General features: G+C 65.7%; 18 protein-coding genes. 6 read left to right on the top strand and 12 right to left on the bottom strand.

All coding sequences use genetic code 11. The features are described 5' to 3' along the window. Positions 1–45 precede the first annotated feature (45 nt). The gene (locus AC1DSJ_RS26345; protein ID WP_054420936.1) at positions 46–978 is read right to left on the bottom strand and encodes a DedA family protein/thiosulfate sulfurtransferase GlpE; all 933 of its coding nucleotides are present in this window, start codon (positions 976–978) and stop codon (positions 46–48) included. Positions 979–1,408: 430 nt separating this feature from the next. Between AC1DSJ_RS26345 and AC1DSJ_RS26340 the strand changes: the two genes are divergently transcribed. The 5 genes from AC1DSJ_RS26340 to AC1DSJ_RS26320 all read left to right on the top strand — a co-directional run bounded on the left by AC1DSJ_RS26340 (position 1,409) and on the right by AC1DSJ_RS26320 (position 7,477). Next, entirely contained in the window at positions 1,409–2,443 is a 1,035-nt protein-coding gene (locus AC1DSJ_RS26340; protein ID WP_054420935.1) for a BMP family protein, read from the top strand. After that, the gene (locus tag AC1DSJ_RS26335) at positions 2,440–3,969 is read left to right on the top strand and encodes an ABC transporter ATP-binding protein (protein ID WP_441372498.1); all 1,530 of its coding nucleotides are present in this window, start codon (positions 2,440–2,442) and stop codon (positions 3,967–3,969) included. The genes AC1DSJ_RS26340 and AC1DSJ_RS26335 overlap by 4 nt, the downstream gene beginning before the upstream one ends. Positions 3,970–4,018: 49 nt before the next feature. Beyond that, positions 4,019–5,092, top strand: coding sequence for an ABC transporter permease (locus tag AC1DSJ_RS26330; RefSeq protein WP_441372497.1), 1,074 nt, complete (start codon positions 4,019–4,021; stop codon positions 5,090–5,092). A 10-nt stretch (positions 5,093–5,102) separates the two neighbouring features. After that, positions 5,103–6,053, top strand: a complete 951-nt coding sequence (locus AC1DSJ_RS26325) for an ABC transporter permease (protein ID WP_046804007.1) — start codon at positions 5,103–5,105, stop codon at positions 6,051–6,053. Positions 6,054–6,196: 143 nt separating this feature from the next. Continuing rightward, positions 6,197–7,477 (top strand): amidohydrolase family protein, encoded by a 1,281-nt coding sequence (locus AC1DSJ_RS26320; RefSeq protein WP_054420933.1) that lies wholly within the window; start codon positions 6,197–6,199, stop codon positions 7,475–7,477. Here AC1DSJ_RS26320 and AC1DSJ_RS26315 read toward each other — a convergent pair. Genes AC1DSJ_RS26315 through AC1DSJ_RS26275 form a run of 9 tightly spaced genes read right to left on the bottom strand, consistent with a single transcriptional unit; the run spans position 7,452 to position 15,707 of the window. Beyond that, a complete protein-coding gene (locus tag AC1DSJ_RS26315; RefSeq protein ID WP_054420932.1) occupies positions 7,452–7,841 on the bottom strand; it encodes a RidA family protein in 390 nt (129 codons plus the stop codon). The two genes, AC1DSJ_RS26320 and AC1DSJ_RS26315, sit on opposite strands and share 26 nt — an antisense overlap. Continuing rightward, a complete protein-coding gene (locus AC1DSJ_RS26310) occupies positions 7,838–9,001 on the bottom strand; it encodes an NAD(P)/FAD-dependent oxidoreductase (RefSeq protein WP_441372496.1) in 1,164 nt (387 codons plus the stop codon). Before AC1DSJ_RS26310 ends, AC1DSJ_RS26315 begins: the two co-directional genes overlap by 4 nt. 4 nt (positions 9,002–9,005) lie before the next feature. Further along, positions 9,006–10,448 carry an FAD/NAD(P)-dependent oxidoreductase gene (locus tag AC1DSJ_RS26305; RefSeq protein ID WP_175170465.1) on the bottom strand — a complete coding sequence of 481 codons (1,443 nt, stop codon included), beginning with the start codon at positions 10,446–10,448 and terminating at the stop codon, positions 9,006–9,008. Further along, positions 10,445–10,753: a (2Fe-2S)-binding protein gene (locus AC1DSJ_RS26300; protein WP_046804012.1), complete on the bottom strand. Its 309-nt coding sequence runs from the start codon at positions 10,751–10,753 to the stop codon at positions 10,445–10,447. Before AC1DSJ_RS26300 ends, AC1DSJ_RS26305 begins: the two co-directional genes overlap by 4 nt. Further along, positions 10,737–11,894 carry an NAD(P)/FAD-dependent oxidoreductase gene (locus AC1DSJ_RS26295; RefSeq protein WP_441372495.1) on the bottom strand — a complete coding sequence of 386 codons (1,158 nt, stop codon included), beginning with the start codon at positions 11,892–11,894 and terminating at the stop codon, positions 10,737–10,739. Before AC1DSJ_RS26295 ends, AC1DSJ_RS26300 begins: the two co-directional genes overlap by 17 nt. After that, positions 11,894–12,694 (bottom strand): ABC transporter permease, encoded by an 801-nt coding sequence (locus AC1DSJ_RS26290; RefSeq protein ID WP_054420928.1) that lies wholly within the window; start codon positions 12,692–12,694, stop codon positions 11,894–11,896. The genes AC1DSJ_RS26295 and AC1DSJ_RS26290 overlap by 1 nt, the downstream gene beginning before the upstream one ends. Position 12,695: 1 nt before the next feature. Beyond that, positions 12,696–13,562 carry an ABC transporter permease gene (locus tag AC1DSJ_RS26285; RefSeq protein ID WP_054421374.1) on the bottom strand — a complete coding sequence of 289 codons (867 nt, stop codon included), beginning with the start codon at positions 13,560–13,562 and terminating at the stop codon, positions 12,696–12,698. Continuing rightward, entirely contained in the window at positions 13,559–14,620 is a 1,062-nt protein-coding gene (locus tag AC1DSJ_RS26280) for an ABC transporter ATP-binding protein (protein ID WP_054420927.1), read from the bottom strand. Before AC1DSJ_RS26280 ends, AC1DSJ_RS26285 begins: the two co-directional genes overlap by 4 nt. 55 nt (positions 14,621–14,675) lie before the next feature. Next, positions 14,676–15,707: an ABC transporter substrate-binding protein gene (locus AC1DSJ_RS26275; RefSeq protein WP_054420926.1), complete on the bottom strand. Its 1,032-nt coding sequence runs from the start codon at positions 15,705–15,707 to the stop codon at positions 14,676–14,678. A 131-nt stretch (positions 15,708–15,838) separates the two neighbouring features. On the opposite strand from AC1DSJ_RS26275, the gene AC1DSJ_RS26270 reads away from it, so the two are divergent. Next, complete coding sequence (locus tag AC1DSJ_RS26270; RefSeq protein ID WP_054420925.1) at positions 15,839–16,642, top strand: GntR family transcriptional regulator; 804 nt, start codon at positions 15,839–15,841, stop codon at positions 16,640–16,642. Between the two features lie 16 nt (positions 16,643–16,658). Here the strand turns inward: AC1DSJ_RS26270 and AC1DSJ_RS26265 are convergent, their stop codons facing one another. Then, on the bottom strand, positions 16,659–18,377 hold the full coding sequence (locus tag AC1DSJ_RS26265; RefSeq protein ID WP_441372494.1) for a hydantoinase B/oxoprolinase family protein: 1,719 nt from the start codon (positions 18,375–18,377) through the stop codon (positions 16,659–16,661). Next, positions 18,370–20,427 (bottom strand): hydantoinase/oxoprolinase family protein, encoded by a 2,058-nt coding sequence (locus AC1DSJ_RS26260; RefSeq protein WP_441372493.1) that lies wholly within the window; start codon positions 20,425–20,427, stop codon positions 18,370–18,372. The genes AC1DSJ_RS26265 and AC1DSJ_RS26260 overlap by 8 nt, the downstream gene beginning before the upstream one ends. Positions 20,428–20,454: the final 27 nt, after the last annotated feature.

Genomic DNA, 20,454 nt, shown 5'->3' with positions numbered 1-20,454 from the left:
CGTCTCTCCTGTTGCCGCCCGCCTGTCTTGCGGGCTGATGTGAAATTATGCGCTTGGCGCAGCGGGTGGCGCGTGATTGCGTTCCATCCACGCCTCGTAGCCGCCGCGCAGCGCCCAGGTCTTGGGATACCCCGCCGCGCGCAGGCGCGAGGCCAGCAGCGCGGCCGAGACCTCGTTCGGGCAGGCGCAATAAACCACGATGTCGGAGTCCAGCGCGTGGGCGTCCAGCGCAGGCAAGGGCGCCTTCAAGTCCACGGCGATGGCGCCGGGGATGCGCGCAGCGTCGCGCTGCGCTTCGGGGCGCACGTCAAAGACCAGCGGGTTGCGGCCGTCTTGCCGCCACTGCATCAGCTCGTCGACCGACACACGCGGAATGATGCGCAGGCTGCGCAGCAGAATGCGGCGGCGGAAAAAACGCGTCAGGATGTACAGCGCCAACACCGCGGCCAGCACGCCCAGCCCCATCGCGCCGTAGGTGCCCAGAATCTCCAGCACATCATTGACCACGCTGTGGAACAGCCCGCCCAGCAGCAACGCGGAGCCGGCCCAGATCATCGCGCCCACCAGGTCGTACAGCAGAAAGCGCCGGTAGGCGGTGCCGGTCAGGCCCGCCATGACGGTGGACAGCGCGCCCGCGCCGGGCAGGAACTTGCACACCAGCAAGGCCCGCACGCCGATGCGCAAATACAGGCGTTGCGTCTGGCGGATGCAGGAATCCTGCGACAGCGACATCTTGCAGATCACGCCCAACAGCCGCGAACCGTAGCGCCGGCCGGCCACATACCAAAGCGAGTCCGCGAGCAAGCAGGCGACGGTGGCTGCCAGCCAGGGCACAAGCCACCCCGCCGCGCCGCCCAGCGCGCCCGCCGCAATCAGCATCGGGTACGCAGGCACGGGCAAGCCCGCCTGTTCGACGAGCACGTTGGCGAACACCAGCCACCCGCCGTATTGCTCGAGCAGCAATTGAATGTCTTGCATGGAATTTCCAGCTTGCCGCGCCTCGCGCAGCTTATGGCGGGATTTTAAGTGCGGCGGGCGGCGCCCCAGGGGATACGCACAACGTTGACGCGGGAACTCACCGTTTCGCAGCAAGGGTGTCCACGCTTTGGGACAACCCGCACCACCTTGGTGCCACGAATGCCCGCCAGGGTGCCTATAATCCTGCCCGTCCATCAGGTTTCCCCGACTTGTCGCAGGAATGCCCCATGGCATACAACTTGCTTCGCCAGGACTGGCTGCGAACTCGACCATTCGGGTGGGACGCGCCTCCCGGCGCCTCCATCCGATGACCGATCCCTCGCCTACGTTTCCGCCCGTTCGCCCCGGCACGCCTGCCGGCGACCGCGATTTTCAAACGTCTGGCCGCCATTCCCATTCTGTTTCCATCCCCCGCGAAGGAGTCACCCGCATGAAATCCTTGTCCACCCCGTCCGCCGGCGGCATCGCCCGCCGCGGCCTGCTCAAGCTGGCGGCCGCCGCCGCTGCCGGCGCGCTGCTGTTCTCGGGCGCCGTGCAAGCCCAAGCCCCCGCCAAGACCAAGGTTGCCGCCATCTACACGGTGCCGGTCGAGCAGCAATGGGTGTCGCGCATCCACAAGGCGCTGACGGCGGCTCGCGACCGTGGCGAGATCGAATACACCTTCTCGGAAAACGTCACCAACGCCGACTACGAACGCGTCATGCGCCAGTACGCCGAGCAGGGCAACAAGCTGGTGGTGGGTGAAGCCTTCGCCGTGGAAGCCGCCGCCCGCAAGGTGGCCAAGGACTATCCGCAGACCGCCTTCCTGATGGGCTCTTCGGGCAAGCCGCAGCAGCCCAACTTCTCGGTGTTCGACAACTACATCCAGGAACCCGCCTACCTGACCGGCATGATCGCCGGCGGCATGAGCAAGTCCGGCAAGATCGGCCTGGTGGGCGGCTACCCCATCCCCGAAGTGAACCGCCTGATGCAAGCCTTCATCGAAGGCGCCAAGGAAGTGAACCCGAAGGCTGAATTCACCGTGACCTTCATCGGTTCGTGGTTCGATCCCCCGAAGGCCAAGGAAGCCGCCTTCGCCATGATCGACAAGGGCGCAGACGTGCTGTACGCCGAACGCTTTGGCGTGTCGGATGCCGCCAAGGAACGCGGCAAGCTGGCCATCGGCAACGTCATCGACACGCAGCCGCAGTACCCCGAGACCGTGGTGGCTTCCGCGCTGTGGAGTATGGAACCCACCATCGACGAGGCGCTCAAGCAGGTCAAGGCGGGCACGTTCAAGGCCGATGACTACGGCCAGTACTCGCTGATGAAGCACAAGGGCTCGTCGCTGGCGCCCTTGGGCACCTTCGAAAAGAAGATCCCCGCCGAGCTGATCGCCCAGGTCCAAGCCAAGCAAAAAGCCATTCTGGACGGCAGCTTCACCGTCAAGGTCAACGACAAAGAACCCAAGTCCTCGGCACGATGAATCAAGCGCCTCTCGCCCTGCAACTGACAGGGATCACCAAGCGTTTCGGCAGCCTGACGGCCAACGACGATATCTCGCTGACGCTGCGGCAAGGCGAAGTGTTGGCCTTGCTGGGCGAGAACGGCGCCGGCAAATCGACCTTGGTGTCGATTCTGTTCGGCCACTATGTGGCCGATGCCGGCAGTATCGACGTCTTCGGCAAACCCTTGCCGCCCGGCCGGCCCGACGCCGCGCTGGCGGCGGGGGTGGGCATGGTGCATCAGCACTTCACCCTGGCCGACAACCTGACCGTGCTGGACAACATCATGGTCGGCACGGAATCGCTGTGGAAGCTGGCGTCCGGCCGCAGCAAAGCGCGCCGCCGCCTGGTTGAACTGGGCCAACGCTTCGGTCTGGGCGTGGACCCGGACGCGCGCGTGGGCGGCTTGTCCGTCGGCGAAAAGCAGCGCGTGGAAATCCTGAAGGCGCTGTATCGCGGCGCGCGCGTCCTGATCCTGGACGAGCCCACCGCAGTGCTCACGCCGCAGGAAGTGCAGGACCTGTTTGCAACCCTGCGCGGTTTTGTTGACGAAGGCTTGGCCGTCATCTTCATCTCGCACAAGCTGGACGAAGTGATGGCCGTGTCGCGCCGCGTGGCCGTGCTGCGCCAGGGCAAGCTGGTGGCCGAACGCGACACCGCCGGCACCAACCCCGCCGAACTGGCGGAGTTGATGGTGGGCCGCAAGGTCGTCATGCCGCGCGCGGAAGCCGTGGCCGCCGCTGAACAGGCGGCGCCCGTGGTGACCTTGTCGCAAGTGACGGTGCGCGATGGCCGCGAAGGCGCCCCGCGCCTGGACAGCCTGGACCTAACCGTCCACAAACATGAAATCGTGGCGATTGCGGGCGTGGCCGGCAACGGCCAGCAGGCGCTGGTGTCGGTGTTGACCGGCCTGCGCCAACCCAGCGACGGCACGATCCGGCTGGGTGCGGAACACGCAGCCGCGCCCACGACACCCGCCGGATGGACTGCGGCCCGCGTCGGCCGCATTCCCGAAGACCGCCACGGCGAAGGCATGATCGGCGACAGCCCGCTATGGGAAAACGCCATCGTTGAAGATTTGAAGGACAAGCGCTTTGCGCGCTACGGCCTGATCCGCGCACGTGCCGGCCGCGCTTACGCGGCATCGTTGGCCAAGCAATTCGACGTGCGCGCGGCCTCGCTGGATGTGCGCACGCGCAGCCTGTCGGGCGGCAACATGCAGAAGCTGATTCTGGGCCGCACGCTCGCACGCGAACCGCGCTTCATCGTGGCCGACCAGCCAACCTGGGGCCTGGACATCGGCGCGGTCGCCTATGTGCGTGAGCAGTTGCTGGCCGCCCGCGCACGCGGCGCCGGCGTGCTGCTGGTGTCCGAAGACCTGGAAGAAATCTTCGCCTTGGCCGACCGCATCGCCGTGCTGTGCGGCGGCAAGCTCGTCGCCGTCAAGCCGGTGGCCGAATGGACGCCCGCCACCGTGGGCCTGGCCATGACGGGAACGCGCGCATGACGGGTCGTTCCGTCCCACGCTGCTTCCCCCTCTATTGAGCATCACTCGCATGAAACTGATCCTGGAACGCCGCCCCGAGCCCAGCCGCATGGCGCTGGCCTTGGCCCCGATTGCGGCCATCCTCTTCACCCTGGCGGTCTGCACCTTGCTGGTCGCCTGGGCCGGCGCGCCGGTTGGCCGCACCTACGCGCTGCTGTTCGAAGGCGCATTCGGCTCGCGCTTCGCCTTGTCTGAAACGCTGACCCGCGCCACACCCTTGATGCTGACCGGCCTGGCCTGTGCCGTGGCGTTTCGCGCGCGCTTCTACAACATCGGCGCCGAAGGCCAGCTGTATCTGGGCGCGCTGGCGGCCGTGGCCATCGGCGGCCTGCATGACGGCACGGGCTTTGACCTGCCGGTGCCGGTGCTGTTCGGCGGCATGATGCTGGCGGCGGCGCTTGCCGGCGCCTTGCTGCTGCTGATTCCCGCGCTGTTGAAAACCCGTCTGGGCGTGGACGAAGTCGTGACCACCTTGCTGGGCAACTTCATCGTGCTGCTGTTCGTGTCCATGATGCTGGACGGCCCCATGAAAGACCCGATGGCGATGGGCTGGCCGCAATCCGTGGCGCTCAATGGCGACCTGGAACTGGGCAAGCTGATTGAACGCACGCGCGCCCATACCGGCCTCTTGTGGGCGGCCGGATTGGCCCTGGGCTTGTGGCTCTTGAACCGCTACACCGTGTTCGGCTTTCAGATGCGCGCCGTGGGCGCCAACGCGCGCGCCTCGCGCTTCCTGGGGCTGCCGGTCAACCGCGTCATGCTCGGCACCGCGATGCTGTCCGGCGCGCTCGCGGGCCTGGCAGGCGCCATCGAAGTGGCGGGCCGCACCGGTTACGTCACGCTGGATATGTCGCCGGGCTACGGCTACACGGGCGTCGTCGTCGCCATGCTGGCCGGCCTGCATCCGCTGGGCGTGATTCTGGCCAGCATCTTTGTCGCCGGCATGCTGGTGGGCGCCGACAGCATGAGCCGCGCTATCGCCGTGCCGAACTACATCGCCGACGTCATCGTCGCCACCTCGTTGCTTGCCATGCTGGTCGCGACGCTATTTGCGCAGTACCGCCTGCGCCGCAACCGGGCTTGAGGAGCACGCCATGGAATGGATGGATCTGTTGAGTTCCTCGGCCTTCTGGGTCGCCGTGCTGCGTCTGGCGACGCCGCTGATTCTGGGCACCTTGGGCGTGCTGCTGTGCGAACGCGCGGGCGTCTTGAACCTGGGCATAGAAGGCATCATGGCGGCCGGTGCATTCACCGGCTGGCTCGTCGTGTATCTGGGCGCGCCGCTGTATGTGGGCGTGCTGGCGGCGGCCTTTGCCGGCGCCGTGTTCGGCCTGCTGCACGCGGTGTTGACGGTGCCGCTGGGATTGTCGCAACACGTGTCGGGGCTGGGGGTGACGCTGCTGGCGACCAGCCTGTCGTACTTCGCGTACCGCGTCACGTTCCCCAGCGTGAACACGCCGCCTACGATCACGCCGTTTGCCGAAATGAAATTCCTGGACGGCATTCCGCTGATTGGCCCGGTGCTGGCCGGGCAGACGCCCATGACGCTGATTGCGCTGGCCGCCGTGCCCATTCTGGCCTGGGTGCTGAACCGCACGCCGGTCGGCCTGGCGATCCGCATGGTGGGCGAAAACCCCGCCGCCGCCGAAGGGCAGGGCCTGTCGGTCACGCGCCTGCGCATCGGCGCGATCGTGGCGGGCTCGGCGCTGATGGGGGTTGCCGGCAGCTTCCTGACGCTGGCCGCGTTCAACGCGTTCTTCTTCAATATGGTCAACGGCCGTGGCTGGGTCTGCGTGGCGCTGGTCGTGTTCGCCTCCTGGCGGCCCGGCAAGGCACTGCTGGGCGCGCTGATCTTCGCCTTCTTCGACGCGCTGCAACTGCGGCTGCAACAGGGCGGGGCCGCCTTGCCCGGCCTGCCCGAGCTACCGTATCAGGTGTACCTGATGCTGCCGTACATCCTGTCCATCCTGGCCCTGGTGGTGATGGCGCGCCGCGCCGCCTACCCACAAGCCCTGATGAAGCCCTACCGCAAGGGCGAACGCTAAGGGTGTGACCCACCCCCGAAGCGCTGCGCGCTTCCCCCTCAAGGGGGCGTCGCGACGGACCGGCGGAGCCGGCTCCGTGCGACCCCGATGCTGGGGTACTTTTGCAGCACTGTGAAATACTGAACTTCCACTAGGATCCCCCAATGCTCGATCTCATCATCAAGAATTGCACGCTGCCCGATGGCCGCACGAACATCGACATCGGCGTGGCTCAGGGCCGCATCACGGCGGTGGAACCTGCGCTGAAGGCCGAAGCCGGCCAGGTGATTGATGCCGCTGGCCAGCTGGTGAGCTCGCCCTTCGTGGACGCGCACTTCCACATGGACTCGACCTTGTCCTTTGGTCTGCCGCGCGTGAACCAGTCCGGCACCTTGCTGGAAGGCATTGCGCTGTGGGGCGAACTGAAGCCGCTGCTGACGCAAGAAGCGCTGGTCGAACGGGCGCTTGCGTATTGCGACTGGGCCGTGGCGCGTGGCTTGCTCGCCATCCGCTCGCACGTTGACGTCTGCGACCCGCGTCTGTTGGCAACCGAAGCGCTGCTGCACGTGCGCGAGAAGGTCAAACCCTATCTGGACCTGCAACTGGTCGCCTTCCCGCAAGACGGCGTGCTGCGCGCGCCGGGCGCGATGGACAACCTGAAGCGCGCGCTCGACATGGGCGTGGATGTGGTGGGCGGCATTCCGCACTTTGAACGCACCATGCAGGACGGCGCCGAGTCCGTGCGCATCCTGTGCGAACTGGCCGCCGAACGCGGCCTGCGCGTAGACATGCATTGCGATGAAAGCGACGACCCCTTGTCGCGCCACATCGAAACGCTGGCCTACCACACGCAACGCCTGGGCCTGCATGGCCGCGTCACCGGTTCGCACCTGACGTCCATGCATTCGATGGACAACTACTACGTGTCCAAGCTGATTCCGCTGATGCGCGAAGCGGGTGTCGCCGCCATCGCCAACCCGCTGATCAACATCACGCTGCAAGGCCGCCACGATACCTATCCGAAGCGCCGCGGCATGACGCGCGTGCCGGAACTGCTGGCCGCTGGCGTGCCGGTGGCCTTCGGCCACGATTGCGTGATGGACCCCTGGTACAGCCTGGGTTCGGGTGACATGCTGGAAGTGGCGCACATGGGCCTGCACGTGGCCCAGATGACGGGCCAGGACGCCATGCGCGCCTGTTTCGAAGCCGTGACGACCACGCCCGCGAAAATTCTTGGGCTGGACGAAACCGGCATCGCGGTCGGCAAGCGCGCCGACCTCGTGCTGCTGCAAGCGCGCGACCCCGTCGAAGCGCTACGCTTGCGTGCGACCCGTCTGATGGTGCTGCGCGCGGGCCAGGTGATTGCCACCACGCCGCCCGCCACCGCCACCTTGAACCTGCCGGGCCGCCCTGGCCAGGTCAGCTTTCAGACACCGGCCCGCTGACGTATGCCGGCCGCTTGGCGGCCGTCACGATGATCTCCACCAGCAGCTCCGGCGCGGCCAGCTTGGCCTCGCAGGTGGCGCGGGTGGGCATCGCGTCCGGCAGCGCCCACTCGGCCCACACGCTATTCATGCCGGCGAAGTCGCGGTCGATGTCCTTCAGCCAGATCTGCACCGACAACAGCCGCGACTTATCGGTGCCAGCCTGCGCCAGATAGCCGTCGATCTTCGCCAACGCGTCACGCGTTTGCGCCGCGATGCCGCCTTCAGCCGCAGACGTCACGCCCGCCACGTACACCGTATCGCCATGGATCACGATGCGGCTCAGGCGCTGGTTGGTTTCCTTGCGCACGATATCGTCATTCATTCGTCTTGCTCCTTGTTTGATGGGGAGGACGCGATAGCCGCGTCCGAAAAACGGTCAATCCGGAATGGCGCAATCGGCATGTCCGTCGCGCCAGTCGTGATCAGGTCAGCCATGATGCGGCCCACAATCGGGCCCAGCTCAAAGCCGTGCGCCGAAAAGCCGAACGCGTGAAACGCGGTCTCGTGACGGCGGCTTGGGCCAATGACGGGAATCTCATCCGGCATGGCCGCCTCGATACCCGCCCAGCCCCGGTTCACGATCGCATCGCGCATGTGCGGAAACAGATCGCAGACCGTGCGCGCGCCTTCGGCCAGCGAGCGGAAATCCAGCTCTGTCCATTCCGCGTCGCGATCCACCCAGGCGCGCCGGCCGCCGCCAATCAGCACGGTGCCATTTGAGCGCTGCTTGAACGACAACGCGCGGCCCGTTCCCAGCACGACGGGGTCCAGAAAGTGATCCATGCGCAGCGTCACCAGCATCATCGGGCTAATGGCCAAAAGCGGCACCGGCTCGCCCCATTGCGCCGCGATGCGGTCGGCCCACGCGCCCGCGCAGTTCAACACTTGCGGCGCGGTGTAGACGCCCGCATCGGTGTCCACCCGCCATTGGCCGTCCACGCGTGCAACGCCCTGCACGCGCACGCCTTCCAGAAAGCGCGCGCCCATGCTCGCCGCCTTGGTGCGGAACGCCAGCGTCGTGCGATACGGATCGGCCGCCGCGTCCTCGCGTGCAATCAGGCCGCCCTGGATGGTGGGCGCAAGCGCCGGAATCATGTCCCGCAAATCCTCGGCGCTGATCCATTGCTCGTGCGTGTAGCCGTGCGCGGTCATCGTCTGCAAGCGCGTGTGCAACGCGGATACGTCGGCGGCGTTTTCGGCCACGCGCACCTGGCCGTGCTGCTCGAAACCGCAATCGTCATCCACCAGATCGCCAATGCGATACCAGAGCTCGCGCGAGGCCAGCGCCAGCGGCACCTCGGCCAGATGCCGCGACAAGGTGCGCACGCCGCCCGCATTCACGCCCGACGCGTGGCGGCCCACGTAGTTCTTTTCGATCACCAGGGCAGACACGCCCGCACGCGCCAAGTGCAGCGCCGCCGAGCTGCCGTGCAGGCCTCCCCCGATGATGATGACTGCTGCCGACCGCGTTGCACCGGTCATGGCATTACTTTTTTAACCGGACCACGGCCTGGCGGGAATCGTCCGTCTGCGGCAGCGACGCGAGTTCTCCCAGGGTCAGCGGCTTGGTCGGAAAACGCAGCCGGTAATAGCCCACTTCCTGCGTCGGCACGCCCCGCTCCTCGGCGATGATCTCGGCCACGGTCAGCCCACAGAAGCGCCCTTGGCACGGCCCCATGCCGCAACGCAGAAACGCCTTCATCTGGTTCGGGCCGGTGCAGCCCAGCTTGACCGTGTCGCGCACCTGCGCGGCGGTGACTTCCTCGCAGCGGCACACGATGGTGTCGCCGGTCGGGCGTCTGAACGCGTCAGGCGCCTTGTAGAGCGCGTCGAAGAACTCGCGGCCTCTTACGGCACGGGCAAGCGCAACGCGCGGCGCCACGGCCTCGCTATCGCGTTTGGCGGCATCAATGCGGCCCAACAGATGCGCGGCTTGCAGCGCGGCCAGCCGCCCACGGTGTTCCGCCGCCAACGCGCCCGCGATTCCTGCGCCATCACCCGCCATGCCGATGCCGTCCACCGACGTCAGCCCCCATGCGTCAACCTGCGGCTCCCAACAGTCCAGCGCATCATTCCAGCGGTGTTCCGCACCCACCGCGCGCGACAAGTTCACGTTGGGCACCACGCCTTGATGCAGCATCAGCTGTTCGGCGGGCAAGGTCTTGGTGACGCCGCCTGCCGTGTAGCGCACGCTTTGCAGCTTGCCATCGCCCAGCGCTTCCAGCGCGGTGACGCCGCGCGTGATCGGCACCGCGGCCTTCACCGCACGCAGCAGCTTCAAACCCTTGCCCAGATACGGCGAACGCAGAAAGCCCCACACCTTGGGCAGCGCCTGGCTCATGCGGCCGGGCGGCGTGGTTTCCAGCAGCGCGTCAATCTTCACGCCCGCGTTCAGGTATTGCCACGCCACCAGATACAGCAGCGGGCCGCTGCCGGCCAGCACCGTGCGGTCGGCCGGCACCACGCCCGACGACTTCAGCAGAATCTGCGCCGCGCCGGCGGTGATGACGCCCGGCAGCGTCCAGCCCGGAATGGGGAAGGGGCGCTCTTGCGCACCGGTTGCCAACAGCAGCCGGCGCGCATGCACGATGCGCGCTTCGCCCGCCACCGAGTACGCCACCTCGAAGCCCTTGTCGGGATGCGGCGCGGTGTGCTCGGCAACGGCCCAGACGGTGGCGCCCGGCACATAGCGCGCGCCCGACTGCTTGAACGGGCCGACAAGCGAGGCGCCATGCCAATAGTCTTCGCCCAGAATGCTGCGGTCGGTGACGGGCGTGGTCGTGATGGCGCGATAGATCTGTCCGCCCGGCGCCGCCTGCTCATCCAGCAGCACCGTGTCCACGCCCAGCTTGGCCGCCAGCGTCGCCGCCGCCAATCCTGCGGGGCCTGCGCCCACCACCAGCAAATCACATTGCGTCGTATCGATCATGCCTGCACCTTGCGCGCGCCCAGCTGGCGCTCGATCTTCATGCCTTCGCGCACGGCCGTCATGCAGCCTTGCTGATTCGCCTGGCCGTCAATGGTGACCAGGCAGTCGTAGCACACGCCCATCATGCAATAAGGCCCGCGCGGCACTTCGTTCACCGCTGTGTCGCGACAGGCCGACACGCCGCCTGCAAACAGCGCCGCCGCCACGCTGTCGCCTTGGCGGCATTGCAGCTCGGCCCCGTTGACCGTCACGCGCACGGGCGCGCCTTGCGCCTGGCGCTGCGCCTCGTCAAGCCTCTTGAACATGGAACCTCCGGGTCGAGAAGGGCGCCATGTCGTCGGCCAGCTTGCCGGCCACGATCATGGGCGCCAGATTGAGAGCATGCGCGGCGGCCAGCGTCACGCCGCTGTGACAGGTGGCGACGAAAGCGCCCGGGCACGTTTCAGATTGCTGATAAATCGGAAAGCCATCCTTGGACATCACGCGCAGCGCAGCCCAGCTGCGCACCACGCGCACGTCGCGCAAGGCAGGCAGCGTGCGCACCGCGCGGTCGGCCAGCGTGCCCAGAATCGGCAGGCCCACCAGGTTGTCCACATAGCCGGCCTCTTCTTGCGAATCGCCGATCAGCCACGTGCCTTCATCGGTTTGGCGCAAGGTGGAGAGCGGCGTTTCCAGCATGCGGCGCGTGCGTTCCAGCACCACGATCTGCCCACGCTGCGGGCGCACCGGCACGTCCAGGCCAACTTGCGCACCCAGGTCTTTGTTCGACAAGCCCGATGCCAGCACGACCTTGCGCGCACGCACCGTGCCTGATGGCGTGGCGATCTCGAACACACCGTCGCGCTGCTTGATGCTTTGTGCCGGCCGGCGCGGCAAGTAATCCACCACCCGCTGTGCAAAACTCATGTGCAGCGCGCGCAGCAGCTTCAGCGGGTTGGCAATGCCGTCCACCGGCGTCCACGTGGCGCCGCGCACCTCGGGGCCAATGCCCGGCACCAAGTCCGCAACCTCGGCGCGGTCCAGCAGTTTCCAGTCGTACTGCGCCATGCCCGGTTGCGCCAGCAAGGTCTGCATGAACTTGCCGCGCGCTTCCACCTCTTCGTCACTCAACAGCGCGTGCAGTCCGCCGCGCTGCTCCAGGTGCACGTCCACACCGGTCTCGTCCAGCAGTTGCGCAGCCAGCCGGGGCCAGCCGTGTGCGGACGTCATCGTCCACACGCCGTAGCGCGGCAGCCCCATGCCCTTGCTCTGCACCCACACCAGCCCGAAGTTGCCACGCGACGCCCGGTACGCCACGTCGCCTTCGTCCAGCACGGCCACATGGTCCAGCTCGCGCCGCAAGCCATAGGCAATGGCCGACCCCACCAGCCCGCCGCCGATCACCGCAGCGTCATAAATGCCGCGATGCACGGGCGCGCGGGGCGCCAGTTCTTTCTCGTCCGTCATTAGCGTCCCTTTCCTACAAACAGCTTTTCCAGGCCGACCACGCGGTCCAGAATGAAGATGGCGATGATCGTTACGTAGATCAGCACGGCCGACACGGCCGTCACGAGCGGGTCGATGGTGTCTTCGATATGCAGGAAGATACGCACCGGCAGCGTCGTCGTGGACGGCGAGGCAATGAAGATCGACATGGTCAATTCATCGAAGCTTGTGATGAAGGCGATGACCCAGCCGCTGACCACCCCCGGCAGCAGCAACGGCAACACCACGCGCCGGAATGCCGTCCAGTTGGACGCGCCCAATGATTGCGCAGCGCGCTCCAGCGCCGGATCGATCCCGGTGGCGGAAGCCAGCACCAGACGCAACGCGTAGGGCATCACCAGAATCACGTGCGCGACCACCAGCCCCACATAGGTGCCGGCCAGGTCCACAGTGGTGAAAAACTTCAGGAACGCCAAGCCCAGCACCACATGCGGAATCATCAGCGGCGACAGAAAGAACGCCACCAACGCCTCGCGGCCACGGAAGCGGTTGCGGGCCAGCGCCAGCGCGCTTGGCACCGCCAGCGCAATGGCCAATGTTGCCGACAGCGTGCCCAGTCCCAGGCTGAACCAGAAGGCTTCCACAAAGCGCGGGTTGTCCAAAATGGCGCGGAACCAGCGCAGCGACAGCCCGCTCGTCGGCAACGAGATAAAGCCTTCTGACGTGAACGCCACCGCGCACACCATCACGATGGGCGCCAGGATGAAAAGAATGAACAGCGTGTGGAACAGCAGGCCGATGGGGCCGTTTCGGAATTGCATCTCAGCCTCCGGCCTGGTTGAAGACGGCACCGTACTTGCGCTCGATGATCCGGTTGGCCGACAGCAGCACCACCACGGTCGCCAGCAGCAGCACGACCGCCAGCGCCGCGCCCAGCGGCCAGTTCAGCGTGTTCAGGAATTCGTCGTAGGCCGCCGTGGCCACGTTCTTCAGGCGGCGTCCGCCGATGATGGCCGGCGTGGCGAACGAGCTTGCCGCCATCGCAAACACCATGATCGCGCCCGATAAAATGCCCGGCATGACTTGCGGCACGATCACGCGGCGGATCACCGTGAATTGCGATGCGCCCAATGACAGGGCCGCGGCTTCCGTTGACGGGTTGATCCGCTGCAACGACGCCCATACCGAGATCACCATGAATGGCACCAGCACGTGCGTGAGCGCAATGGCCACGCCCAGATTGCTGTACATCAGGTCCACCGGCGTTGAGATGATGCCGATCCCCATCAACGCCTTGTTGATCAAGCCCGTCGAACCAAACAGCAGCGCCCAGCCCAAGGTGCGCACCACCACCGAAATCAGCAGCGGGCCCAGCACCACCATCAGGAACAAGCCTTTCCACGGATTGGCCATGCGCGACAGCACGTAGGCCTCGGCCGTGCCCAGCACCAGGCAGGCTAGCGTCACGGCGGCGGCGACGCCGAACGTGCGGGCGTAGATCTCGTAGTAGTAGCCGTCAGTCAGGATCTCGATGTAGTTCTTCCACGTAAACGTGGCCTGCATGCCGCCATAGAACTGGAAGTCAAAGAAACTGATCAGGAACACCAGCGCCATCGGCACCACCAGAAAGGTGGCGTACACCACCAGCGCTGGCGCGCTCAGCACCCAGGGGTTGGCGCGCGCGCTCATGACGCGCGGCCTTGCGGCGCGGCCGCCACCACACACATGTCCTGCGCGCGCCAGCGCAGGTGCACGGTTTCCCCTTCGGCCGGCACCGGCACGCCGTCGTTCTGCCGGATCACCATGACTTCGCCCACGGATGTTTCCACCTGGCACAACCAGTGGTTGCCCTGGAACACGCGCGTCTTCATGCGGCCGGGCAGGGCACAGGCGGCGGGCTCAGAAAACAGGATCTTCTCGGGCCGCACAATCACCGCGCCTTGCGGCACGGGCGCGCCGTCCATCGAGATGTGCGCCTCGCCCACACGGGCGCGCGTTTCATCGTTGTACTGCTCGGACTGCGGCGTGAACACATTCGCCTTGCCCAAAAAGCCGCCCACAAAATGACTGGCCGGCCCTTCATAGGCCTGGAACGGTTCCGCCACCTGTTCCACCCGGCCCTGGTTCATCACCACGATGCGGTCCGACAAGGCCAGCGCTTCGGACTGATCGTGCGTCACCAGAATCGTGGTGGTGCCGATGGTGCGTTGAATGCTGCGCAGCTCCAGCTGCATTTCCTCGCGCAGCTTGGCGTCCAGGTTCGACAGCGGCTCATCCAGCAACAGCACGCTGGGGCGGATGACCAGCGCGCGCGCCAACGCCACGCGCTGCTGCTGCCCGCCCGACATGCGCGCCGGATGGCGGTCAGCCAGATGCGACAAGCCCACCAGCTTCAACGCTTCCGCCACGCGTGCCTCGCGCTCGTCCTTCTTCACCCGCTGCATCTCCAGGCCGAACGACACGTTTTCAGAAGCGGTCATATGCGGGAACAAGGCGTAGTTCTGAAACACCAGGCCCAGGCCGCGCTTGTTGGCCGGCACGCGGCTGACGTCGCGGCCATCCAGCACGATGCTGCCGCCCGTGGGTTCGACAAAGCCCGCAATCATTTGCAGGGTGGTGGTCTTGCCGCAGCCGGAAGGCCCCAGCAGCGAAATGAATTCGCCCCGGTTCACCGACAAGCTCAGCTCTTCGACGGCAGTCGTGTCGCCATAGCGCTTGCTCAGGCGGTTCAACACTAGATAGGTCATGAAAGCTCCCGTGGGCGGCGCGCCGCGCCGCCCCGTTTTCACTGCCGGCTGCGCGTCAGCGCTCGATTTCCCGCGTCCAGCGCTTGTTCCAATCGTCGCGGTTCTGGTTCACAGTGTCCCAATCAATCACGATGAGGTCCGCAGCACGCTTGCCAATCGGCAGCGGCACGCGCGGGTCATCCTCGATCTTGGCTTTCTTGTTGACCGGGCCATAGCCGTAGGCCGACGCCAGTTTCTGTTGCACCTCGGGCGTCACCAGGTACTGCACGAAGGCTTGCGCAACGGGGTTGGGGCTGGCCTTGGCGATCGGGCACACCGACGACAGCAGGGCGTAAGCGCCTTCCTGCGGATAGACGAAGCCCACCGGGAAGCCGGTGTCGGCGAATGCCTTCGCGCGGCCGCTGCCCCACACGGAAATCACGGCCTGGCCACTGGAGAACAGCTCGGTCATCTTGCCGGGCGACGGTTCATAGACCAGCACGTTAGGGCCGACCTCGTTCTTGAACGTCGTGAAACCCGCGTCGATCTTCTTTTCGCTGCCGCCGCCTTCGCGGGCGTATTCCACCAGCGCGTGCAAACCGTAGGTGTTGTTCAGCGGCGGCACGACCAGCTGCTTCTTGTATTTGGGGTCCTTCAAATCTTTCCACGACGTGGGCGGGGCCCATTTCTTTTCATCGAAGACTTTCTTGTTGTACATGATGCCGGTGGCCACGATGCCGATGGCGACGGCCTTGTCATCTTTGTAGCGTGCGGTGCTGTAGATGTCGTCGGCGGGCAGGCCCGTGATCGGGGCGCAGAAGCCCAGCGCAATGGCCTGGTACATGGGGCCGTCATCAATGATGGCGACGTCGATCTGCTGATTGCTTTTCTGCGCTTGCAGGCGCGCCACCGTGTTGGTGGAGTTGCCCGCCACATAGTCCAGCTCGACGCCGTGCTGCTTGGCGAAGGGCGGGAAGATGTCTTTACGCATGATGTCTTCGAACGAGCCGCCGTAACCGGCCACCACCAACTTCTGCTGCGCTGCTGCATTGGCGCTGAGTCCGGCTGCCACCGTCGCCGCCACGATCACTGCAAGTACCTTGCCCATGAGAACCCCCGAATTGTTGGTACACTTTGTCCGTACATGAATGTCCGGACAAATAATGAATCCCACAAGACACCGCTGTCAATCGGTTATTGTCCGTACAAACCCCATATAACAATTCAAGGAGCCTCCCGATGACCCGATCCTCCGAGCGCGCGGCGGGCCCTGGCGGAGCACGGCAGGCGCGCGGCAAACCGGAATCGCACGCGCCGGATGCCGACGCCAGCGGCCCCCGTTACAAGAGCATTTTCCAGACGCTGTCCCAAGACATCAGCGCCGGCCGCTACCCCGTCATGACGCTGCTGCCGACCGAACACGAGCTTTGCGATCAGTTCAACGCCAGCCGCCACACCATTCGCGAAGCCATCCGCATGCTGACCGTGGCGGGCATGGTGTCGCGCCGCCCCGGCGTCGGCACTCGCGTGGAAACCGCCCGTGCCAGCACCCGCTTCACGCAGCGTATTTCGCAGTTTCCTGACCTGCTGCAATACGCGCGCAACGCCGCGTTGCTGGTGCAAGACGTACGCACCATCAAGCTGCCCAAGCGGCTGGCCGAAGCGCTGGGCTGCTCGGCCGATAAATCCTGGCTGCACATCAACTCCATCAAGACCCTTGACGACCCGGACACCGCCGCCGCCAGCACGCTGATCTACGCCGACCCCGAACACTCGGATGTGCGCGTCGAGGTCAAGTCGCGCATCTCGCTCTTGCGCCTGATCGAAGACCACTTTGGCGACCGCATCACCGAGGTCAACCAGGAGTTCTCGGCCACGCCCATCAACGCGACGATCGCCAAGCAACTCAAGGTTGAACCCAAGACGGCGGGCTTTGTCATTACCCGCCGCTACTACGGCGAAGGCGGCCTGCTGCTGCTTGCCACCATCACCACGTTCCCGCACGACAAGATGAAGTACTCGATGACGCTCAACGTGGGGTAACTGGGCTTGCCGAGCCCTAGACAGCGCCCTGCACAGCGCCATAGTCCTTTCTAGCGGCCTCGGCGCTGATCTTTCCATCCGCCAGATCTTGCTCGATACGGGTGCGCAACCGCTCGGCAGGCGCGCCGTAACCGCCACCGCCCGGGGTTTCAATCCGCACGCTGTCACCCAGCGCCAACGCGATGTTCGCCGTCTTCGAAAACAGTTCTTCCGCCTGGGGCGTGCCGAAGTTGCGGATCAGGCGCGCACGGCGTCCGTCACCACCGCCGTCCACCCCGGCTGCGACGCCTACCGTATGGCTGTCCGAGCGCGCCGAGAACACGATGCCCGGCCCCACCGCGCGAATCTGCTTGGCAATCGCCAGCCCGCCGCGCGTGCGGCCCGCGCCGCCTGAATCCGGAATCATTGCGTACTCGTCCATCATCAGCGGGTATTCGTTTTCCAGCGCTTCCACCGGCAGGTTCGACGTGTTGGTCATGTGCACATGCACCGCGTCCATGCCATCGGCATCAAAGCGCGCACCCGCGCCGCCGCCCAACGTTTCCAGATACACGAAGTGCCCGGCGCGTTCGCGCCAGCGGCCTGAAAACACAATGGCAGGGCAGCAGTCGTTGCTGGACGCCATGGTCTTTTCCGGCGGCAGCAAGCCACGAAACGCACCGAAGATGGCGCCCGCCACTTTCTGCGCCGTAATCGACCGCGCGCCCACTGCCGCCGGATGTTCCGGGTTGGTAATCGTGCCCACCGGCGCCGACACCGAGATGGGATCGAACAGGCCCGCATTCGGCGCAAGATCCGGGTCAAGCAGCGCTTTCACGGCGTAGTACACGCAAGCGCGCAAGGCGTTGAAGGGCAGGTTCATCGCGCCACGCGCCTGCTTGCCCGAGCCTTCGAAATCGAAGTGCAGATTGTCGGGGTTCACGGTCAGCGTGACTTGTATCGGCACCGGGTCGCCACCCATGCCGTCGTCGTCCAGATCGCTGCGGAACGTGTAGCTGCCCTGACGCAATTCAGCGATGCGATTGAGCAGGCGTCGGCGCGTATACGCGATGACATCGTCAACCGAACGCAGCACCGCATCCAGCCCCATCTGGCGGATCAGGCCTTGCACAGCGGCCGCGCCCCGGCGGTTGGTGGCCATCTGCACGCGCAAGTCCAGCACGCGTTCTTCGGGGTCGCGGGTGTTGGCGCAGATCAGGCGCAGCATGTCTTCGTCGGTCTCGCCGTGCTTGGCGATGCGGCACGCGGGAATGCGTATGCCTTCCTCAAAAATGGATTTCAAGCCGCCCGCGATCGACCCCGGCACCGCGCCACCCACATCCGAATGGTGCGCAATATTGGCGGCGAAAAAGCGCAGCACGCCGTCCCAGAACACGGGCGTGACGATGTTGATGTCGGGCAGATGGCTGCCGTCCGCCAGGTACGGGTCATTGCAGATAAAGACATCGCCTTCGCGGATGTCGTCGGCCTTGAACGTGCGAAGAATCGCGCCCATTGCGCCATCCAGCGACCCCAGGTGCAACGGAATCTGCGTGCCTTGCGCCACCAGCCTGCCAGCCGCATCAAACAGTGCGACGGAGCAGTCCTTGCGTTCCTTGATGTTGGTGGAGAACGACGCGCGCACCAGCGTGTTGTTCATGTCTTCGGTGATGGACAGCAGGCGGTTGCAGAACACTTCCATGCCGATGGGGTCGGCCAGTGCCGCGCCGGCGTCGTGAGGGTTGGGCTTAGTCATTCAAGCCTCCTTGCAAACGGATGATCAGGTTGCCGTATTCGTCCACGCTGACGTGCTGGCCCACGCCCACCACGGTGGTCGAGCTCATTTCTTCCAGCAGCGCGGGGCCGGTGAAGCGGGCGCCGGTTGGCACGCGGTCGCGGTCGTATACCGGCGTTTCACGCCAGCCGTGTTCGGCGCCGAAGTACGCTTTGCGTACGCCCAGCCTGGCGTCTTCCAGCACCCCGCCGATATGGCGCGGCGCAAGCGGCGCCTTGACCACCTGGCCCACGGCCTGCATACGGCAGTTGATGATCTGCACGTTGCGGTCGTCGACGGTGTAGCCGTATTCGCGCTCGTGTGCTTCAGCGAAGCGGCGCGCAAACTCGGCGTAGCCGCCCGCGCCCGTATCGTCCAGGCTGACCTGCACTTCAAAGTTCTGGCCTTCGTAGCGCGCGTCGATGGCGCTGTGGCAGACGCGCAATGCGGGGTCCACACGCTCGTCGTCCAGCCAGTTCTGCGCCTGCGTGCGCAACCCGTCGAAGAGGGTTGAGATCGCGGGCCAGGCCGCTTCGCTTGCCAGCGAGATTTCGCTTTGCACGAAGTCAAACGAGATGTCGCTTAGCAAGATGCCGCGTGCGCACATCGTGCCGGGCTCCTGCGGCACGATGACGACAGGAATGCCGCATTCCTCGGCCACTTCGACGGCGTGCAATGGCCCCGCGCCGCCGTAGGCGTAGAGCGCGAAGCGCGACAAGTCATAGCCGCGCTCGGTGGACACGGCGCGGATGGCGCGGCTCATGTTCGCTGCGGCAATGCGCAGAATGCCTTCGGCTGCGGCTTCGCGGTCCAGGCCCAATGGTTCGGCCACGCGTTGTTCAATCACACGGCGCGCCGCTTCTGCATGCACGGGCATGCGGCCGTTCAACAACGCAACCGGGTTCAGCCGTTGCAGCGCGATCTCGGCATCGGTGATGGTTGGCTCCTGGCCGCCGCGGCCATAGCCCACCGGCCCCGGCACCGCGCCCGCGCTGTGCGGCCCTACCTTCAATGCGCCGGCGTCATCCAGCCACGCAATGCTGCCGCCGCCCGCGCCAATCACATGGATATCCACCATCGGCGTCTTCACCGGGTAGCCCGCCACATGACGATGCGAGGTGAACAGCGGGCGGCCGTCGCACACCAAGGACACGTCGGTGCTGGTGCCGCCCACGTCGAAGGTGACAAGATTCAGGCTGCCGATAGCGCGCCCCACGGCCGCCGCGCCCACCACGCCCGCCGCCGGCCCGGACAAACACGTCCGCACCGGATATTGGCGCACGGTGGCAATCGACATCAGGCCGCCGTTGGAATGGATGGTGTGCGGTTCGTGGCTGATATCCAGATCGCGCACCCGTTGCAGGAAGCGTTCCAGATAGCGCGCCATCTTCGGGCCTACAGCCGCGTTCAGCACGGTGGTGGACAGGCGTTCGTATTCGCGGAATTCCGGCAGCACGTCCGACGACTGGCTGATGTAGGCATCCGGCATGACTTCCGCCACGATGCGCGCCGCGCGTCGCTCATGTTCAGGGTTGCGGTAGGCATGCAGAAAGCAGATCGTGACGGCTTCGATACCGGCGGCGGCGAACTGCTTCGCCGCCGCCAGCACCTGCTCATCATTCAGCGGCGTCAGCACGTCACCGGCGGCAGTCACACGTTCGTCGACTTCCACGCGAAACTCGCGCGGCACGGCAACGGGCGGCTTGCCCACGCTGTAGTCATACAGATGCGGGCGCGTCTGCCGGCCAATTTCGAGCACGTCGCGAAAGCCGCGCGTGGTGATCAGCCCAACACGCGCGCCCTTGCGTTCAATGATGAGGTTGGTGGCGACTGTGGTGCCATGCCCCACGTGCGACACCTGCGAGGGCGCTACGCCGTGGTCCGTGAGCATCTGGCCGATACCGGTGGCGATGGCTTCCGAGGGGTCGTGCGGCGTGGAAGGCACTTTGTGAAAGTGCACCACGCCGGCGTCCTCGTCGATCATCGTGAAATCGGTAAACGTGCCTCCGACGTCTATCCCTATGCGATACATATCGTTCTTTCCAATAAAGAATGTTGT

This window comes from Achromobacter sp. 01N37, from assembly GCF_056399725.1.
Note: the sequence above shows the minus strand (reverse complement) of the source record. Positions and strands in the feature narration are given on the sequence as shown.

Excerpts from the sequence above, each read along its gene's own strand:
- AC1DSJ_RS26345 (WP_054420936.1), bottom strand. The coding sequence starts at position 978 with ATGCAAGACATTCAATTGCTGCTCGAGCAATACGGCGGGTGGCTGGTG.
- AC1DSJ_RS26320 (WP_054420933.1), top strand. The coding sequence starts at position 6,197 with ATGCTCGATCTCATCATCAAGAATTGCACGCTGCCCGATGGCCGCACG.
- AC1DSJ_RS26285 (WP_054421374.1), bottom strand. The coding sequence starts at position 13,562 with ATGAGCGCGCGCGCCAACCCCTGGGTGCTGAGCGCGCCAGCGCTGGTG.
- AC1DSJ_RS26295 (WP_441372495.1), bottom strand. The coding sequence starts at position 11,894 with ATGACGGACGAGAAAGAACTGGCGCCCCGCGCGCCCGTGCATCGCGGC.
- AC1DSJ_RS26275 (WP_054420926.1), bottom strand. The coding sequence starts at position 15,707 with ATGGGCAAGGTACTTGCAGTGATCGTGGCGGCGACGGTGGCAGCCGGA.
- AC1DSJ_RS26315 (WP_054420932.1), bottom strand. The coding sequence starts at position 7,841 with ATGAATGACGATATCGTGCGCAAGGAAACCAACCAGCGCCTGAGCCGC.
- AC1DSJ_RS26305 (WP_175170465.1), bottom strand. The coding sequence starts at position 10,448 with ATGATCGATACGACGCAATGTGATTTGCTGGTGGTGGGCGCAGGCCCC.
- AC1DSJ_RS26340 (WP_054420935.1), top strand. The coding sequence starts at position 1,409 with ATGAAATCCTTGTCCACCCCGTCCGCCGGCGGCATCGCCCGCCGCGGC.
- AC1DSJ_RS26280 (WP_054420927.1), bottom strand. The coding sequence starts at position 14,620 with ATGACCTATCTAGTGTTGAACCGCCTGAGCAAGCGCTATGGCGACACG.
- AC1DSJ_RS26270 (WP_054420925.1), top strand. The coding sequence starts at position 15,839 with ATGACCCGATCCTCCGAGCGCGCGGCGGGCCCTGGCGGAGCACGGCAG.
- AC1DSJ_RS26310 (WP_441372496.1), bottom strand. The coding sequence starts at position 9,001 with ATGACCGGTGCAACGCGGTCGGCAGCAGTCATCATCATCGGGGGAGGC.
- AC1DSJ_RS26330 (WP_441372497.1), top strand. The coding sequence starts at position 4,019 with ATGAAACTGATCCTGGAACGCCGCCCCGAGCCCAGCCGCATGGCGCTG.
- AC1DSJ_RS26335 (WP_441372498.1), top strand. The coding sequence starts at position 2,440 with ATGAATCAAGCGCCTCTCGCCCTGCAACTGACAGGGATCACCAAGCGT.
- AC1DSJ_RS26260 (WP_441372493.1), bottom strand. The coding sequence starts at position 20,427 with ATGTATCGCATAGGGATAGACGTCGGAGGCACGTTTACCGATTTCACG.
- AC1DSJ_RS26265 (WP_441372494.1), bottom strand. The coding sequence starts at position 18,377 with ATGACTAAGCCCAACCCTCACGACGCCGGCGCGGCACTGGCCGACCCC.
- AC1DSJ_RS26300 (WP_046804012.1), bottom strand. The coding sequence starts at position 10,753 with ATGTTCAAGAGGCTTGACGAGGCGCAGCGCCAGGCGCAAGGCGCGCCC.
- AC1DSJ_RS26325 (WP_046804007.1), top strand. The coding sequence starts at position 5,103 with ATGGAATGGATGGATCTGTTGAGTTCCTCGGCCTTCTGGGTCGCCGTG.
- AC1DSJ_RS26290 (WP_054420928.1), bottom strand. The coding sequence starts at position 12,694 with ATGCAATTCCGAAACGGCCCCATCGGCCTGCTGTTCCACACGCTGTTC.